Annotated in this window: 13 protein-coding genes; 8 read left to right on the forward strand and 5 right to left on the reverse strand. The window is 74.0% G+C overall.

The annotated features are described in order from the left end of the window. Positions 1 to 16 precede the first annotated feature (16 nt). On the reverse strand, positions 17 to 1,699 hold the full coding sequence (locus tag ACFW22_RS30815) for a thiamine pyrophosphate-binding protein (RefSeq protein ID WP_386410898.1): 1,683 nt from the start codon (positions 1,697 to 1,699) through the stop codon (positions 17 to 19). A 137-nt stretch (positions 1,700 to 1,836) separates the two neighbouring features. Beyond that, positions 1,837 to 2,814, reverse strand: coding sequence for an agmatinase (gene speB, locus ACFW22_RS30820; RefSeq protein WP_384883437.1), 978 nt, complete (start codon positions 2,812 to 2,814; stop codon positions 1,837 to 1,839). A gap of 117 nt (positions 2,815 to 2,931) precedes the next feature. On the opposite strand from speB, the gene ACFW22_RS30825 reads away from it, so the two are divergent. Beyond that, entirely contained in the window at positions 2,932 to 4,356 is a 1,425-nt protein-coding gene (locus ACFW22_RS30825; protein WP_386410901.1) for a PucR family transcriptional regulator ligand-binding domain-containing protein, read from the forward strand. Positions 4,357 to 4,486: 130 nt separating this feature from the next. On the opposite strand, the gene ACFW22_RS30830 is transcribed toward ACFW22_RS30825, so the two are convergent. Next, entirely contained in the window at positions 4,487 to 5,113 is a 627-nt protein-coding gene (locus ACFW22_RS30830) for a hypothetical protein (RefSeq protein ID WP_386410904.1), read from the reverse strand. A 177-nt stretch (positions 5,114 to 5,290) separates the two neighbouring features. Between ACFW22_RS30830 and ACFW22_RS30835 the strand changes: the two genes are divergently transcribed. The 4 genes from ACFW22_RS30835 (at position 5,291) to ACFW22_RS30850 (ending at position 9,721) form a co-directional block, all read left to right on the forward strand. Next, the gene (locus ACFW22_RS30835) at positions 5,291 to 6,598 is read left to right on the forward strand and encodes a helix-turn-helix domain-containing protein (protein ID WP_386410908.1); all 1,308 of its coding nucleotides are present in this window, start codon (positions 5,291 to 5,293) and stop codon (positions 6,596 to 6,598) included. A gap of 104 nt (positions 6,599 to 6,702) precedes the next feature. Continuing rightward, complete coding sequence (locus ACFW22_RS30840) at positions 6,703 to 7,860, forward strand: acyl-CoA dehydrogenase family protein (protein WP_386410911.1); 1,158 nt, start codon at positions 6,703 to 6,705, stop codon at positions 7,858 to 7,860. After that, entirely contained in the window at positions 7,861 to 8,760 is a 900-nt protein-coding gene (locus ACFW22_RS30845) for an acyl-CoA thioesterase (RefSeq protein ID WP_386410914.1), read from the forward strand. 22 nt (positions 8,761 to 8,782) lie between these two features. Beyond that, entirely contained in the window at positions 8,783 to 9,721 is a 939-nt protein-coding gene (locus ACFW22_RS30850) for a cation diffusion facilitator family transporter (protein ID WP_386410917.1), read from the forward strand. Between the two features lie 49 nt (positions 9,722 to 9,770). On the opposite strand, the gene ACFW22_RS30855 is transcribed toward ACFW22_RS30850, so the two are convergent. Both ACFW22_RS30855 and ACFW22_RS30860 read right to left on the reverse strand, forming a co-directional pair. After that, the gene (locus ACFW22_RS30855; protein WP_386410919.1) at positions 9,771 to 10,547 is read right to left on the reverse strand and encodes a phosphatase; all 777 of its coding nucleotides are present in this window, start codon (positions 10,545 to 10,547) and stop codon (positions 9,771 to 9,773) included. A 117-nt stretch (positions 10,548 to 10,664) separates the two neighbouring features. Beyond that, positions 10,665 to 11,255 carry a TetR/AcrR family transcriptional regulator gene (locus ACFW22_RS30860; RefSeq protein ID WP_386410921.1) on the reverse strand — a complete coding sequence of 197 codons (591 nt, stop codon included), beginning with the start codon at positions 11,253 to 11,255 and terminating at the stop codon, positions 10,665 to 10,667. Positions 11,256 to 11,341: 86 nt separating this feature from the next. Here ACFW22_RS30860 and ACFW22_RS30865 point away from each other — a divergent pair, with 86 nt between their 5' ends. Genes ACFW22_RS30865 through ACFW22_RS30875 form a run of 3 tightly spaced genes read left to right on the forward strand, consistent with a single transcriptional unit; the run spans position 11,342 to position 15,815 of the window. Then, positions 11,342 to 12,949 (forward strand): carboxyl transferase domain-containing protein, encoded by a 1,608-nt coding sequence (locus tag ACFW22_RS30865; RefSeq protein WP_386410924.1) that lies wholly within the window; start codon positions 11,342 to 11,344, stop codon positions 12,947 to 12,949. A gap of 14 nt (positions 12,950 to 12,963) precedes the next feature. Continuing rightward, complete coding sequence (locus tag ACFW22_RS30870) at positions 12,964 to 14,889, forward strand: biotin carboxylase N-terminal domain-containing protein (protein ID WP_386410926.1); 1,926 nt, start codon at positions 12,964 to 12,966, stop codon at positions 14,887 to 14,889. Next, positions 14,886 to 15,815 (forward strand): hydroxymethylglutaryl-CoA lyase, encoded by a 930-nt coding sequence (locus ACFW22_RS30875; RefSeq protein WP_386410928.1) that lies wholly within the window; start codon positions 14,886 to 14,888, stop codon positions 15,813 to 15,815. The genes ACFW22_RS30870 and ACFW22_RS30875 overlap by 4 nt, the downstream gene beginning before the upstream one ends. The last annotated feature ends 6 nt before the right edge of the window (positions 15,816 to 15,821 follow it).

Raw genomic sequence — 15,821 nt, forward strand, 5'->3', positions numbered from 1 at the left:
GGCCGCTTCCCGGTCGTCAGAGGTGTGTCGGTTCGAACATCCTCAGGAGGGCCGGGAGCACGACCACCGACGGGCCGGGGGTGGCCAGGGCCTCCGCGAGGTCGTCCGCCAGCCTCTCCGGGGCCGTCAGGACGGCCGGGACGCCGAAGGAGCCGGCGAGGGCGACGAAGTCCGGCCGGGTCAGTTCGGTGCCCGTGGCTTCGCCGAACGCGTCCGTCATGTACTCGCGCAGGATTCCGTAGCCGCCGTCGTCGACGATCAGCCAGGTCACGTCGAGCCCGTACTGCTTCGCCGTGGCCAGCTCCGCGATCGAGTACATCGCGCCGCCGTCGCCGGAGACCGCGAGGACCGGCCGGGAGGGGTCGGCGACCGCCGCGCCGAGGGCCGCGGGGAAGGCGTATCCCAGGCCGCCGGCGCCCTGTGCGGAGTGCATCGTGTTGGGGAAGCGCGCGTCGAAGGCCGACCAGGCCCAGTACGCCAGGATCGTCATGTCCCAGAAGCTGGGGGCCCGGTCCGGCAGCGCCTCCCGCACGGCGGCCACGATCCGCTGCTCCGGGTCGAGGCCCTGGGCGGCGATCCGGTCCCGGACCTTGGCCAGGACGGCCGAGACCCGCTCGGGCGCGGTCGGGTCCGTGCGCTCCTCGACGGTCTCCAGGAGGGCCTGGAGCGCGAGGCGCGCGTCCGCGTGGATGCCGAGCGCGGGATGGTTGGACTCCAGCTTGCCCGCGTCGGCCTCGATCTGGATCACCCGGCCGCGCGGGGCGAAGGTGTGGTAGTTCGAGGACAGCTCGCCGAGGCCCGAGCCGACGACGAGGAGGACGTCGGCGTCCTCCAGGAAGTCGGTGGTGTGCCGGTCCTCCAGCCAGGACTGCAGCGAGAGCGGGTGCTGCCAGGGGAAGGCCCCCTTGCCCCCGAAGGTGGTGACGACGGGGGCGTCGATCCGCTCGGCGAGCGCGCGGAGCTTGCCGGAGGCGTCGGAGCGCACGACCCCGCCGCCCGCGATGATCACCGGCCGGGCGGCCTTGGCCAGGAGGTCGGCGGCGACCGCCGTCAGCTCGGGGCGCGGCACGGCGGCCCCGGGCGTCGCGTCCAGGGCCGTGACCACCGGCAGCGTCGTCTCGGCGAGCAGCACGTCCTGCGGGATCTCCACCCAGACCGGCCCGTGCGGGGCGGTGAGCGCGGATTCCCAGGCGGCGGCGATCGCGGACGGGATCTGGGAGTGCGTCCGGACCGTGTGGACGGACTTCACGACCTCCCGGAAGGAGGCCTGCTGGTCGCGGAGCTCGTGGAGGTAGCCGTGCCGACCGCCGCCGAGTCCGGCGACCGGGATCTGGCTGCCGATCGCGAGGACCGGCGCGGAGGCGGCGGCGGCCTCCTGGAGCGCGGCGAGCGACATCAGCGCCCCGGGGCCGGTGGAGAGCAGCAGCGGGGCCGCCTCGCCGGTGATCCGGCCGTAGGCGTCGGCGGCGAAGCCCGCGTTGTTCTCGACGCGGAGGCCGACGTAGCTCAGGTCGGAGCGGCGAAGGGCGTCGAACATGCCGAGGGCGTGCTGGCCGGGCAGCCCGAAGACGGTGGTGGCACCCAGGCCGCTGAGGGTCTCGATGACGAGGTCGCCGCCGATGCGGCCCTTCGGCGGGTCGAGCGCGGCCTCCGTCTGGGCGGCGGTGGGGCGCAGGACCAGGTCGTGGTCGTGGGTCATGGGATCCCTCTGGGCGTGGCTCGGTCGGGGGCGGGCCGGCGGGGCGGGCCTGACCCACCCGTCCGTCCCGGGGGAGAACGCGTGTCCACGACCCGACGCGGCGCGGGCCGGACGGCGTCCGGCCCGCGCCGCGGAGACTACTGGGCGTCCCGCGCCGCGGCGATCTGACGGGACATGATCGTGGTCAGCTCGTACGCCGTGTGGGAGGCGGCGACGGCGGTGATCTCCGCGTGGTCGTAGGCCGGGGCGACCTCGACGACGTCGGCGCCGACCAGGTTGCAGGAGGAGAGGCCGCGCAGGATCTCCAGGAGCTCGCGGGAGGTCATGCCGCCCGCCTCGGGGGTGCCGGTGCCGGGGGCGTGGGCCGGGTCGAGGCAGTCGATGTCGATGGAGACGTACAGCGGGCGGTCGCCGATGCGCTGGCGGAGCTGGTCGGCGACCTCGTCGGCACCGCGGCGGTAGACGTCCGCCGAGGTGACGATGCCGAAGCCCATCTTCTCGTCGTCGGTGAGGTCCTGCTTGCCGTAGAGCGGGCCTCGGATGCCGACGTGCGACAGGGCGGAGGTGTCGAGGATGCCCTCCTCGACGGCGCGGCGGAACGGGGTGCCGTGGGTGTACTCGGCGCCGAAGTAGGTGTCCCAGGTGTCGAGGTGGGCGTCGAAGTGCAGCAGGGCGACCGGGCCGTGCTGCTTCGCGACCGAGCGCAGCAGCGGCAGGGCGACGGTGTGGTCGCCGCCGAGGGTCATCATCCGGGCTCCGGTGGCGAGCACGTCGTCGGCGGCGGCCTCGATGGTCTCGACGGCCTCGTTGATGTTGAAGGGGTTGACCGCGATGTCACCGGCGTCGGCGACCTGGGCGAGCGCGAACGGGGAGGCGTCCTGCGCCGGGTTGTAGGGGCGCAGCAGGCGGGAGGCCTCGCGGATGGCGTTGCCGCCGAAGCGGGCGCCGGGACGGTAGGAGACGCCGCTGTCGAAGGGGATGCCGACCACGGCGACGTCGGTGGTGCCGACCTCGTCGAGCCGCGGCAGCCGGGCGAACGTCGCGGGACCGGCGTACCGCGGGACGCGGGACGAGTCGATCGGGCCGCGGAAGGCGTTCTGGTCGCTGCTGCTCATGGTCGGGGCCTCCTGAGGGGTCGGTGGGGTGATGACGACAGTAAGACGCCGGAATGCGTCCTTGAAGTGTACGTTTCCTCCATTGCGTCCCCCGTTGATGTGCGAAAGGTCCAGCGCATGGCCGCTCCGGAGCCCGGCTCCACCCCGCCCGCGCCCCCCGTCCCGCTCGCCGCGCTGCTGGCCCGCCGGGAGCTGGGCCTGCGCCTGCTCGCCGGCCCCGAGGACGTCTCCCTGCACTGGGTGCACACCTCGGAGATGGCCGACCCCCATCCGTACCTCTTGGGCGGCGAACTGCTGATGACGGCGGGCGTGCAGCTCTCCGACCCGGAGCGGTACGTGGAGCGGGTCGTGGAGGCGGGGGCGGCTGCGCTCGGCTTCGGGGTGGCTCCGGTCCACGACACGGTCCCGACGGAGCTGGTCGAAGCCTGCGCCCGTCGGGGCCTCCCGCTCCTGGAGGTGCCGCCGCGGACCCCGTTCACGGCGGTGGCGCGGGCCGTGTGGCGCCTGATGGCGGAGGCCCGGTTGCACGAGCTGCGTCGGGTGACGGAGGCCCAGCAGTCCCTCGCGACGGCCGCGGCCCGCCCCGCCCCGGTCCCGGCGGTCCTCGCCGCGCTCGCGTCCCGGCTCGGCGGCCGGGCGGTCCTCTTCGCCCCGGACGGCACCGAGGCGGCGGCAGCCGGCCGGGAGGTCCCGACGCAGGCGGCCCGGGCGCTGCGGGAACTGGCGGGGGTCCTGGGTCCGCGCCCCGGCGGGCCGGCCTCCGCGAGCTCCGAGGGCGGGGGCCTGCGCCTGGCGGCGTACGCGCTCGGCGGCGGCGACGGACCGGCACTGGGGGTGGCGGCGGAGCGGCGGGACCCCGGCGACCACACCATCGTGGGCGTCGCGGTGGTCCTGCTCTCCCTCCTGACGGCACCGCAGCAGGGCACGGACGCGGCGGTGCGGGACGGGGCCCTGGTCCGGCTGCTCCTGGGCGCCTCCCCGGCGGAGGCGGCTTCCGCCCTGGACCCGGGCCCCTGGACGGTGGTCCACGCGAAGGGCGGCGACGGCACCCCGTTCGCGGCGGCGGGCCTGGCGGCGGCGCTGGGGACGACACTGGTGGAGGCAGGCGCCCCCGTGCGCCTCCTGCTCCCCGCCTCGTCCCCCGTCACCGCTCGGCCCGGTTGGACGCTCGGGGCGTCCGCTCCGGCCGGGGCGGCGGAACTCCCCGCCGCCGACGCGCAGGCGGCGCGGGCACTGCGCCGGGCCGAGGCCACCCGGGCGGCGCTGGTGCGCCACCACCGGGGCGGCCTCGCCTCCCTGGTGGACCCGGACGAGGCCGCCGCCCACGCCCGGACCCTGCTCGCCCGTCTGGACGAACCGCTCAGGGAGACGCTGCGCACCTGGCTGTCGCTGCACGGCAGCTGGGACCGGACGGCGGTGGCCCTGGACGTCCACCGCAACACCGTCCGCCAGCGGATCACCCGCTGCGCGACGCTCCTCGACCGCGATCTGGACGACCCGGACGTACGGATGGAGCTGTGGTTCGCCCTCGGCACCCGGTGATCCGGGTGCGGTCACGGCCCGGCCGCATGGCGTCGGCCGTCCGCACCCGGCGCACGGGCCCCTCCGGGCGGGCCGTCCCGGGAGGCCCGGCGCACCTCCTGCCGCTCGGGTCCTTCCGCCCCGGAGGCCGTCAGCGCCAGAGCTTGTTCACGGCGGTGGCCGTGGTCTTCCGGAAGGCCTTCAGCGGGGCCTGCTCGAAGTCGCCCATCTGCCCCCACTCCACGTAGGTGACGGTCCGTCCGTCACGGCCGACGGAAAAGAGGTGGACGTCCGTGCTGCCGACCTCCGGGTTCGCGGTGTCCAGGCTGTAGACGTGGGCGCCCTCCTCCACCGCGACCTTGCCGTGGTACCGGCCGACCGCCTCGGTCCCCGGGTCCTCCCGCTCCAGGCGCTCGGCACAGTCGGCGAGCGCCCGCCGCAGGGCACCGGCCAGACGGACCGCCTGGGCCTCGGTCGCGGCGACGGTGGTGACCTGGAGGCCGCCGGTGTCGAGCTCGGTGCGGAAGGTGCGGTGGCGGGTGCCCCGGGCGGGGACGACTCCCGGCGCACAGAACGGGCCGTACTCGGGGAGGCCCTGGGCGACCGGGTCGGCGGTCCAGGGCGTCGAGGACGGCGGCATCTGCGACGGCGCCAGGAAGGCGGGCTGCTGGGCCGCCCGGGCGGTGGTGCCGCCCGCGTTGGACGGGACGGCCGCCAGGGCCACCAGGCCGACGGCGACGGTGGAGACGGCGAGAACGGAACGGAACCTGCTGGTCATGTCGGGAATCCCCCAGGTGGTGCGGTCGATCGGAACACGGACCAGCCTCGGGGCGGGGCGGGAACCTCCGCAATGCACCAGCCCGTCCCGGCCGTCCCGGAACCGTTCCACCCCTCCTGACGTGGGAGGACAGGGGCGGTGGAACGCCATGGGAAACGGTGACGGGGAGTCGGTCTGATGGGGAACCCCACGGGGAGGTCGAAGGGCGCGGCGGTCGAGGACCTCGCCTCGCGGGTGCGCGCCCTCAAGGAGCGCGACGGCCGCAGCTACGCATCGCTGGGTCGGCGCCTGAACGTGAGCGCTTCCACGCTGCACCGGTACGGCTCCGGGGAGAGCGTGCCGGAGGGCTTCGCCGTCCTGGACCGGCTGGCCCGGCTCTGCGGCGCCGACGGGGAGGAGCGGCGCGCCCTGGAGGCGGCCTGGACCCGCGCGGACCGCGCCCGCCTCCCGGTGCCGCCTCCCGCGCCGACGCCGCCCGCCGCACCGGCGCCCACGCCCGATCCCGCACCCACTCCCGATCCCGTACCGCCCTCGACGCGCCCGCTGCCCGCGCCGCCACCGGCCCCCTCGCCGTCCGCGGCCCCCTCGCCGTCCGCGGCGCCGTCACCGCCCACGGCGCCCGCGCCGCACGCGCCGCCCGCGGCGGAAGCACCGCGCGCCCGCCGCACGGCGGCGGCCGTCGGGGTGGCCGTCGCCGTCCTGGCCGCGGTCCTGGCGCTGGTGGCCGTCCTGCTCGACCGCCCCGCCCGCACCCCCTCCGCCACCGCCACCGCTTCCGTTTCCGTTTCCGTTTCCGCTTCCGTTCCCGAAGGACGGGCCGTCCCCGAAGGGGAGCCCCTCCCCTTCACCTGGACCGTGGACCCCCAGCTCTGGCAGGGCGGCTGCGGCCACACCTACCTCGTGGACCGGGCCCCCCGCACGGTCGCCCCGCCACCGGTCGCGGCCGACGCCGGGGCGTGGGTCGGGGCGCACCGGGCCGTGCACGGCGGGGAGGCGCTCGTGCGGATCACCCTCCAGGGCCGGTCGCCGTCCACCGCCGTGGTCCTCCAGGCCCTGCACGTGCGCGTGGTCGACCGGGCCGCGCCGCTGCCGTGGAACGCGTACCGGACGGACGAGGGCTGCGGCGGTGCCGTCACCCCGCGCCACTTCGCCGTGGACCTCGACCGGCCGCGCCCGGTCGCCCGGCCCGTCGACGGGTACGACGCCTCCGGGGCCGAGGGACGGACGATCCCGGCCGTCTCCTTCCCGTACGCCGTCACCGCCTCCGAGCCCGAGGAGTTCGTCGTCGCCGCGCGGACGGCGGGCTGCGACTGCCGCTGGTACCTGGAGCTGGAGTGGAGCTCCGGGGGCCGCTCGGGGCACACCGGGATCACGGACGACGGGAAGCCCTTCCGCACCAGCGGGGCCGGGGGAAGGCCGACGTACGCGTACGACGCCTCCGAAGGGCGCTGGATCACAGGCGCGGAGTCTGGACAGGAGGGGTGACCGATGGGTAACTTCGACTGACCAAGGCTGAGCAAGCGCTTAGACAAAAGTCGGGGCGCTGGAGCGACCGGCCGGACCAAGACAGGAACCGAAGGAGGCGGCTCGTGCGCCGTACCGTATTCAACGAGGACCACGAGGCGTTCCGGGAGACCATCCGCGCCTTCATCGAGGCCGAGGTCGTCCCCGTCTACGACGAGTGGTTCGCCGCGGGCCAGGCGCCGCGCGAGTTCTACGACAAGCTCGGCGAGCTGGGCATCTTCGGGATCAACGTCCCCGAGGAGTTCGGCGGCGCGGGCCTGGACACCCACAAGTTCGAGGCCGTCCTCTACGAGGAGACCTCGCGCGCGGGCGTCCAGTTCGGCGGCTCCGGCGTCCACGTGCTGCTCGCCCTGCCCTACATCAAGATGCTCGCCACCGACGAGCAGAAGAAGCGCTACCTGCCGAAGTTCGTCACCGGCGAGGAGATGTGGGCGCTCGCCATGACCGAGCCGGGCACCGGCTCCGACGTCGCGGGCATGAAGACCACCGCCAAGCTCTCCGAGGACGGCACCCACTACGTCCTCAACGGCGCCAAGACCTTCATCACCGGTGGCGTCCACGCCGACCGCGTGATCGTCTGCGCCCGGACCTCCGCCCCGTCGGCGGACGACCGCCGCTTCGGCATCTCGCTCTTCGCCGTCGACACCAAGTCCGAGGGCTACTCCATCGGCCGCAAGCTGGACAAGCTCGGCCTGCGCACCTCCGACACGGCCGAGCTGGCCTTCGTCGACGTCAAGGTTCCCGTCGAGGACCTGCTCGGCGAGGAGGGCAAGGGCTTCTCCTACCTCGGCCACAACCTGGCCTCCGAGCGCTGGGGCATCGCCTTCGGCGCCTACGCCCAGGCCAAGGCCGCCGTCCGCTTCGCGCAGCAGTACGTCACGGAGCGCACGGTCTTCGGCAAGCCGGTCGCCTCCTTCCAGAACACCAAGTTCGAGCTGGCCGCCTGCCAGGCCGAGGTCGACGCCGCCGAGGCCGTCGCCGACCGCGCCCTGGAGGCCCTGGACGCGGGCGAGCTCTCGCCGGCCGAGGCCGCGAGCGCCAAGCTCTTCTGCACCGAGGTCGCCCACCGCGTCATCGACCGCTGCCTCCAGCTGCACGGCGGCTACGGCTACATGAACGAGTACCCGATCGCCCGCCTCTACGCCGACAACCGCGTCAACCGCATCTACGGCGGCACCAGCGAGATCATGAAGTCGATCATCGCCAAGTCGATGGGCCTGTAGGTGCCCGAAGCACTGGACGACCTGCTCGATCTGCTCGACCTGGAGCGGATCGAGCAGGACATCTTCCGGGGGGAGTCCCGCTCCTCGCTCGTCCCCCGCGTCTTCGGCGGCCAGGTGGCCGCCCAGGCGCTGGTGGCGGCGGGGCGGACCGTGCCCGGCGCCTCCCCGGACCTCGCCCCCGCTCCGGCGGGCGGGGCCCCGAGGCTCCCGCACTCGCTCCACGCGTACTTCCTGCGCCCCGGCGACCCCGGCGTGCCGATCGTCTACAACGTGGACCGCATCCGCGACGGCCGCTCCTTCACGACCCGACGGGTCGTGGCCGTCCAGCACGGCCAGCCGATCTTCCACCTCTCGGCGTCCTTCCAGACGTACGAGGAGGGCCTGGACCACCAGGCGGACATGCCGCCCGCCCCGGACCCGGAGTCCCTCCCCGCACCGGCCGAGATGCTCCCCCGCCACCTCCCCCGCGACGTGGCGGACCGCCTGATCGAAGCCAGGGCCGCGGTGGACCTGCGCTATGTGGACGTCCCCCCGTGGGGCTCGGTCGGGCAGCCCCGGGAACCGCGCTCCCAGGTCTGGTTCCGGGCCAACGGCAAACTGGCCGACGACCCCCTGCTGCACGTCGTCCTGGCCACCTACGTCTCCGACATGACCCTGCTCGACTCGGTGCTCCTCGCCCACGGGCGGGGCGGCTGGGCCGTCGGGGACGTCGTCGGGGCGTCCCTGGACCACGCCATGTGGTTCCACCGTCCCTTCCGGGCCGACGAATGGCTCCTGTACGACCAGGAGTCACCGACCGCGTCGGGCGGGCGGGGCCTCGGCCAGGCCCGGATCTACACCCAGGACGGACGCCTGGCGATCTCCGTCATCCAGGAGGGTGTCGTTCGCGTCCCGCGCTGACGGCCGACCGTACCGTCCGATCATGACGGAGAACGCCGAAAGCACCTCCACCGTGATCATGGCAGCGGCGGCGAACCTCGGCATCGCCGCCGCCAAGGCCGTCGCGGGCGTCATCAGCGGCTCCAGCGCGATGCTCTCGGAGGCCGCCCACTCGGTCGCCGACACCGTCACCGAGATCATGCTGCTCACCGCGCTCAAGCGCAGCGAGAAGCCCGCCGACGAGGACCACCCCGTCGGACACGCCGGGGAACGGTACGTGTGGGCGCTGCTCGCCGCCGTGGCCACCTTCGTCGGCGGCGCCGTCTTCTCCGTCTACGACGGCGTCCACACCCTCACCCACGGCGAGGAGCCCGGCGACCCGCTGGTCTCGTACCTGGTCCTCGGCATCGCCTTCCTCCTGGAGGGCTTCTCGCTGCGGACCGGGATCAAGCAGGTCAGGGCCGAGGCGGAACGGACCGGAACCCCCTTCGCGACCCATCTGCGCCGCACCCCCGACACCACCGTCAAGGCGGTCGTCATGGAGGACTCCGCGGCCCTCGTCGGCCTCCTGCTCGCCGCGGGCGGCCTGCTCGGCGGCCAGCTCACCGGCTCAGGCGTCTGGGACGGCACCGCCTCGGTCCTCATCGGCGTGCTGCTCGTGTACGTGGCCTGGGTGCTGGGCCGCTCCAACGCCGAGCTCCTCATCGGCCGCCCGGCACCGCGGCCGGTGCGGGACGGCATCCGGGAGGAGCTGCTGGGGGTCCCGCACGTGGTCGACGTGCTCGATCTGGTCACCCTGGTCCAGGGGCCGGGCGAGGTGCTGGTGGCGGCGAAGGTCGACTTCAGGGACGTGTCCTCGGCGGGGCAGGTGGAACGGGCCTGCGAGGAGGCCGAGGCCCGGCTGCGGGAGCGCTTCCCGGCGGTCCGCCGCGTCTATCTCGATCCGACTCCGGGCACGGCACCGCACCGGACCGCGCCGTGAGGGCCGCCGCGGGCGGGCGGCGCCGTCCGCGCCCCGGCCCGGCGGGGGCTCAGACCGCCAGGCCCGCCGCCGCCAGGGTGTACGCCGTCAGCGGCTCGTAGAAGCGCGGGTCCAGGACGTGGTCGTCGAGCGGAATCGTGACCTGCATGGTGCCCTCGGCCTCGCCGATGAAGAGCGCGGGGTCGTTGCAGTCCGCGTAGCCGACCGAGTCGATCCCCCGCTGCCCCGCCCGCCCGGCCCAGCCGTGGTCCGCGATCACCAGATCGGGCCGCCCCTCCTCGCCGAGCGCGTCGAGGATCGCGTTCATCGGCTCCGGGGAGTGGGTGTGCCACAGGCTCGCTCCCCGCTCGAAGACGGCGACGTCCGCGAACTGCACCACGTACCCCTCGTCGGCGATGAGTCCGCCGGGGATCCGGACGATCTCGCAGCCCTGGGCACGCAGTGCGGCGGCGACCCGGCCGTGGACGTCGATGAGCGCGCCGGGGTGACCGGTCGCGAAGAGGACCCGCTCCCGCCCGGCGGCGGCCTTGCGGAGCCGTGCGGCCATCCGGTCGAGGCCGTCGACGGTCAGTTCGGGGTCGATGGTGTCCTGGCCGACCCGGTGGGCCGGGTCGTCGACGACGCCGCACCGCTCGGCCATGACGGCGAGCACGTCCTGTTCGTCGGTCCAGCGGTCGCCGAGCTCCAGGCCGAGCCAGTAGTGCCGGTCGCCGTTGGCGAGCTTGCGGTAGTGGGAGAGGTTGTTGTCGCGCGGGGTGGCGACGTCTCCGGCGATCCGGGTGCGGACGAGGTGCTCGATGAGGGCGGGGCGGCTGGGTATCGGCATGGGGTTCATTCTGTACGAGTCCCGGGTCCGGCGGGCTCCCGTTCCGCGTCGCGGACCCGTGCCCGTCCCGGAACGTCCGGTTCCCTCCCCCGTGCCCCGCGCGTGCGGGCGGCCCCGTCAGCGGGCGAGCGCCCCGAAGGCCCCGTGGGCCAGGCGGCGCAGCAGGTCCTCCATGGGGCGGCGGCCGAGCGCGGCCAGGTGCGGGGTCGAGTTGAGGAGGCCGAAGACCGCGTGGACGGCCGTGCGGGACTCCGACTCCTCCGCGGCCGGGTACAGCTCGCGCACCACCGCGACCCACAGTTCGACGTACTGCCGCTGGAGCTGCCGGACCCGCTTGCGGTCCTCGTCCTTGAGCCGGTCGAGCTCGCGGTCGTGGAGGGTGATGAGCGGCCGGTCGTCGAGGGCGAAGTCGATGTGCCCGTCGATGAGGGAGCCGAGCAGGGCGCGCGCGTCCCCGTCGGACTCCTCGGCCCGCAGCCGCCCCCCGTCGAGCAGCCGCTCGCTGATGCCGACGAGCAGTTCGGCGAGCATCGCGTCCTTGCCGGGGAAGTGGCGGTAGAGCCCGGGGCCGCTGATGCCGACGGCGGCACCTATCTCGTCCACGCCGACGCCGTGGAAGCCGCGCTCGGCGAAGAGGCGGGCGGCCTCCTTGAGGATCTGCTCGCGTCGCGTCGGGGCGTCGGTCCGGCCGGTGGCGGTCGTGGTCATGAATCGATTCTAGACAACCCGGTTAGCGGTCGTTAACCTGGGCGCCATACGTTAACGCTCATTAACCGAGCAAGGGAGCTCGAGGGATGCAGCAGGCACCTGTGCTGGCGAGCGCGGCGGATCCCGCGTCCGCGGCCTGGCAGGCCAACGAGGCGGCCCATCACGAGCTGGCCGCGACCCTGCGCGCCAAGCTCGCGGCGGTCGCCCTGGGCGGCGGTGAGAAGTCGAGGGCCCGACACACCGCGCGCGGCAAGCTGCTGCCGCGGGACCGGGTGGACGCGCTCCTGGATCCGGGGTCACCGTTCCTGGAGCTGGCCCCGCTGGCGGCGAACGGCATGTACGGCGACCAGGCCCCGGCGGCCGGCGTCATCGCGGGGATCGGCCGGGTCAGCGGACGCGAGTGCGTGATCGTCGCGAACGACGCGACCGTCAAGGGCGGCACGTACTACCCGATGACCGTGAAGAAGCACCTGCGCGCCCAGGAGGTGGCACTGGAGAACCGTCTCCCCTGCCTCTACCTGGTCGACTCGGGCGGGGCCTTCCTGCCGATGCAGGACGAGGTCTTCCCGGACCGCGAGCACTTCGGTCGGATCTTCTACAACCAGGCCCGGATGTCCGGTGCCGGAATCCCGCAGATCGCCGCGGTCCTCGGCTCCTGCACGGCGGGCGGCGCGTACGTCCCCGCGATGAGCGACGAGGCCGTGATCGTGCGGAACCAGGGCACGATCTTCCTCGGCGGTCCGCCGCTGGTGAAGGCGGCCACCGGCGAGGTCGTCACGGCCGAGGAGCTGGGCGGCGGCGAGGTCCACTCCCGGATCTCCGGCGTCACCGACCACCTCGCCGAGGACGACGCCCACGCCCTGCGCATCGTGCGGAACATCGTCGCCACCCTTCCCGAGCGCGGGCCGCTGCCCTGGTCGGTCGAACCGGCCGAGGAACCGAAGGTCGACCCGCACGGGCTCTACGGCGCGGTGCCGGTGGACTCCCGCACCCCGTACGACGTGCGCGAGGTGATCGCCCGGGTCGTGGACGGCTCCCGCTTCCAGGAGTTCAAGGCCGAGTACGGGCAGACGCTGGTCACCGGCTTCGCCCGGATCCACGGCCACCCGGTCGGCATCGTCGCCAACAACGGCATCCTGTTCGCCGAGTCCGCGCAGAAGGGAGCGCACTTCATCGAGCTGTGCGACCAGCGCGGGATCCCGCTCGTCTTCCTGCAGAACATCACCGGCTTCATGGTCGGCAAGGCCTACGAGCACGGCGGCATCGCCAAGCACGGGGCCAAGATGGTCACGGCCGTGGCCACCACCCGGGTCCCGAAGCTGACGGTCGTCGTCGGCGGCTCCTACGGCGCGGGCAACTACTCGATGTGCGGCCGGGCGTACTCGCCGCGCTTCCTGTGGATGTGGCCCAACGCCAAGATCTCGGTCATGGGCGGCGAGCAGGCCGCGTCCGTCCTCGCGACCGTCAAGCGCGACCAGCTCGGGGACGAGTGGAGCGCGGAGGACGAGGAGGCCTTCAAGGCCCCGATCCGCGAGCAGTACGAGTCCCAGGGCAACGCCTACTACGCGACCGCCCGCCTGTGGGACGACGGGGTCATCGACCCGATGGAGACCCGACAGGTCCTCGGCCTCGCCCTGACCGCCTGTGCCAACGCGCCCCTGGGTGACCCCCAGTTCGGCGTCTTCCGGATGTGAGGGGTTCTCGGAGCATGTTCGACACCGTCCTTGTGGCCAACCGGGGCGAGATCGCCGTCCGCGTCATCCGCACCCTGCGGGCGATGGGCGTGCGCTCGGTGGCCGTCTACAGCGACGCGGACGCCGACGCCCGGCACGTGCGGGAGGCGGACACGGCCGTGCGGATCGGCCCGCCGCCGGCCGCCGAGTCGTACCTGTCGGTCCCGGCGCTGCTCGAAGCGGCCCGGCGGACCGGGGCCCGGGCCGTCCACCCCGGCTACGGGTTCCTCGCCGAGAACGCCGGCTTCGCGCAGGCCTGCGCGGACGCGGGCCTGGTCTTCATCGGCCCCCCGGCGAAAGCGATCTCCGTCATGGGGGACAAGATCCGGGCGAAGGAGACCGTGAAGGCGGCGGGCGTGCCGGTGGTCCCCGGCGCGGCCGATCCCGATCTGGAGGAAGCGGCCCGCGCGCTGGGCGCCCCCGTCCTCCTCAAGCCGAGTGCGGGCGGCGGCGGCAAGGGCATGCGGCTGGTCCGCGACCTGTCGACGCTGACGGACGAGATCGCCGCGGCCCGACGCGAGGCCCGCTCCTCCTTCGGTGACGACACCCTCCTCGTGGAGCGGTGGATCGACCGGCCCCGGCACATCGAGATCCAGGTCCTGGCGGACGCGCACGGGAACGTGATCCACCTCGGCGAGCGCGAGTGCTCGCTCCAGCGCCGTCACCAGAAGATCATCGAAGAGGCGCCGAGCGTCCTGCTCACCCCGGAGATCCGGGCGTCGATGGGCGCGGCGGCGGTCGAAGCGGCGCGCTCCTGCGGCTACGTCGGCGCGGGCACGGTCGAGTTCATCGTGCCGGGCGGCGACCCGTCCCAGTACTACTTCATGGAGATGAACACCCGTCTCCAGGTCGAGCACCCGGTGACCGAACTCATCACCGGCATCGACCTGGTGGAGTGGCAGTTGCGGGTCGCGGCCGGCGAACCGCTGTCCTTCGGCCAGGAGGACGTCCGGCTCGACGGCTGGGCGATCGAGGCGCGGATCTGCGCGGAGGACCCGGCGCGCGGCTTCCTGCCGTCCGGCGGCACGGTCCTCGCGCTGAACGAGCCGAGCGGGGACGGCGTGCGGACGGACTCGGGCCTCCTCGAAGGCACCGAGGTCTCCTCCCTGTACGACCCGATGCTGTCGAAGGTCATCGTCCACGCGGCCGACCGTCCCACGGCCCTGCGCAAGCTCCGTGCGGCCCTCGCCGACCTGGTCACCCTGGGCGTCCCCACCAACGCGGGCTTCCTGCGCCGGCTGCTGGCCCACCCGGACGTGGTCTCCGGCGAGTTGGACACCGGCCTGGTGGAGCGGGACGCGGAGTCCCTGGTCGACGCCGCGGTCCCGGACGAGGTGTACGCGGCTGCGGCGGCCGTGCGGCGCGCGGCGCTGGCCCCGGCACCCCGGGAGGGCTGGGCGGACCCGTTCGACGCGCCGAGCGGATGGCGCCTCGGCGGCACGCCGAAGCCGCTCGCCTTCTCCTTCCGGGTGCCGGGCCTCGAACCCGTGACGGTGGAGGCCCCCGCCGGCGACCGGATCACCGACGCCTCCGTGACCGTGACGCTCGACGGGATGACCCACCGCTTCCACCGCGCCGGGAGCTGGCTCGGCCGCGAGGGGGACTCCTGGCACGTCCTCGACCACGACCCCGTCGAGGCGGCGCTGTCCGGCGCACGGCACGGCGGGGCCGACACCCTGGCCGCGCCGATGCCCGGGACGGTGACCGTCGTGAAGGTGGCCGTCGGGGACGAAGTGGAGGCCGGACAGAGCCTGCTGGTGGTGGAGGCGATGAAGATGGAACACGTCATCTCCGCCCCGCACGCCGGCACCGTCACCGAACTGGACGTCGCTCCCGGCACCACCGTCGCCATGGACCAGGTCCTGGCCGTGGTGACGCCGCACGAGGAGGAGGCGGCATGAGCCTGCCCATGACCGTGTCCGATCCGGAGCTGCCCGCCCGGGTCCGGATCCACGAGGTCGGCGCCCGGGACGGGCTGCAGAACGAGGCGTCGGCCGTCCCGACCCCGGTGAAGGCCGAGTTCGTGCGGCGGCTGGCCGCCGCCGGGCTGACGACCATCGAGGCGACCAGCTTCGTCCACCCCAAGTGGGTGCCCCAACTGGCCGACGCCGAGGAGCTGTTCCCGCTGGTGCGGGGCCTGCCCGTACGCCTCCCCGTCCTGGTGCCGAACGAGCGCGGCCTCGATCGGGCCCTGGCGCTCGGCGCCCGCGAGGTCGCCGTCTTCGCCTCGGCCACCGAGGCCTTCGCCAAGGCGAACCTCAACCGGACCGTGGACGAGGCGCTCGCCATGTTCGAACCGACCGTCACCCGGGCCATAGAGGCCGGGCTGAAGGTCCGGGGCTACCTGTCGATGTGCTTCGGCGACCCCTGGGAGGGGGCCGTCCCGATCGAGCAGGTCGTCCGGGTGACCAAGGCCCTCGCGGACATGGGCTGCGACGAGCTGAGCCTGGGGGACACGATCGGGGTCGCCACCCCCGGACACGTCCGGGCCCTGCTGACGGCCCTGAACGAGGGCGGCGTCCCCACGTCCCGCCTCGCCGTGCACTTCCACGACACCTACGGGCAGGCCCTGTCCAACACCCTGGCCGCCCTGCGCCACGGGGTGACCGTCGTCGACGCCTCCGCCGGCGGCCTCGGCGGCTGCCCGTACGCGAAGAGCGCGACCGGCAACCTCGCCACCGAGGACCTCGTGTGGATGCTCGACGGCCTCGGCATCGAGACCGGGGTCGACCTGGCCGCCCTCACCGCCACGAGCGTGTGGATGGCCGAACAACTGGGCCGTCCCAGCCCTTCCCGCACCGTCCGTGCCCTCTCCCACAAGGAGTGACGAAAG

Origin of the sequence: Streptomyces sp. NPDC058872, assembly GCF_042743065.1 — a bacterium.
Classification (GTDB): domain Bacteria; phylum Actinomycetota; class Actinomycetes; order Streptomycetales; family Streptomycetaceae; genus Streptomyces.

Coding starts and splice junctions, on each gene's coding strand:
- ACFW22_RS30850 (WP_386410917.1), top strand. CDS start 8,783: ATGACGGAGAACGCCGAAAGCACCTCCACCGTGATCATGGCAGCGGCG.
- ACFW22_RS30875 (WP_386410928.1), top strand. CDS start 14,886: ATGAGCCTGCCCATGACCGTGTCCGATCCGGAGCTGCCCGCCCGGGTC.
- ACFW22_RS30855 (WP_386410919.1), bottom strand. CDS start 10,547: ATGCCGATACCCAGCCGCCCCGCCCTCATCGAGCACCTCGTCCGCACC.
- speB (WP_384883437.1), bottom strand. CDS start 2,814: ATGAGCAGCAGCGACCAGAACGCCTTCCGCGGCCCGATCGACTCGTCC.
- ACFW22_RS30860 (WP_386410921.1), bottom strand. CDS start 11,255: ATGACCACGACCGCCACCGGCCGGACCGACGCCCCGACGCGACGCGAG.
- ACFW22_RS30815 (WP_386410898.1), bottom strand. CDS start 1,699: ATGACCCACGACCACGACCTGGTCCTGCGCCCCACCGCCGCCCAGACG.
- ACFW22_RS30870 (WP_386410926.1), top strand. CDS start 12,964: ATGTTCGACACCGTCCTTGTGGCCAACCGGGGCGAGATCGCCGTCCGC.
- ACFW22_RS30835 (WP_386410908.1), top strand. CDS start 5,291: ATGGGGAACCCCACGGGGAGGTCGAAGGGCGCGGCGGTCGAGGACCTC.
- ACFW22_RS30865 (WP_386410924.1), top strand. CDS start 11,342: ATGCAGCAGGCACCTGTGCTGGCGAGCGCGGCGGATCCCGCGTCCGCG.
- ACFW22_RS30825 (WP_386410901.1), top strand. CDS start 2,932: ATGGCCGCTCCGGAGCCCGGCTCCACCCCGCCCGCGCCCCCCGTCCCG.
- ACFW22_RS30830 (WP_386410904.1), bottom strand. CDS start 5,113: ATGACCAGCAGGTTCCGTTCCGTTCTCGCCGTCTCCACCGTCGCCGTC.